Source organism: Aquabacterium soli (genome assembly GCF_003933735.1).
GTDB classification, from domain to species: domain Bacteria; phylum Pseudomonadota; class Gammaproteobacteria; order Burkholderiales; family Burkholderiaceae_C; genus Aquabacterium; species Aquabacterium soli.
The window spans coordinates 1-379 of the sequence record NZ_RSED01000100.1 but is presented as its reverse complement, the minus strand read 5'-3'; the positions used below and the strand labels follow the sequence as shown (position 1 = coordinate 379).

Sequence of the window (379 nt, the reverse complement as noted above, 5' to 3'; positions counted from 1 at the left end):
GTGCGTGAGCCGGTCCAGCAGTGCCGTGGTCATCTTGGCGTCGCCGAACACACTGGACCATTCCTTGAAGTCCAGGTTGGTGGTGATCATCACGCTGGTGTGTTCGTAGAGCTTGCTCAGCAGGTGGAAGAGCAAGGCGCCACCGGCTTGGCTGAAGGGCAGGTAGCCCATCTCATCGAGGATAACCAGGTCCATGCGCTGCAAGCTGGCTGCAATGCGGCCGGCCTTGCCTTGGGCCTTCTCCAGCTCCAGTGCGTTGACCAGATCGACTGTCGAGTAGAACCGCACCCGTGAGCTGTGGCGAGTGATGCCTGACACGCCGATGGCCGTGGCCAGATGCGTCTTGCCCGTACCGGGGCCACCCACCAACACCACGTTG

Annotated in this window: 1 protein-coding gene; it reads right to left on the bottom strand. The window is 62.0% G+C overall.

What is annotated here, in order from left to right; genetic code table 11:
• Positions 1-379, bottom strand: a 379-nt coding sequence (locus EIP75_RS23945) for an ATP-binding protein (RefSeq protein ID WP_125245685.1), incomplete at both ends; no start/stop codon positions are given.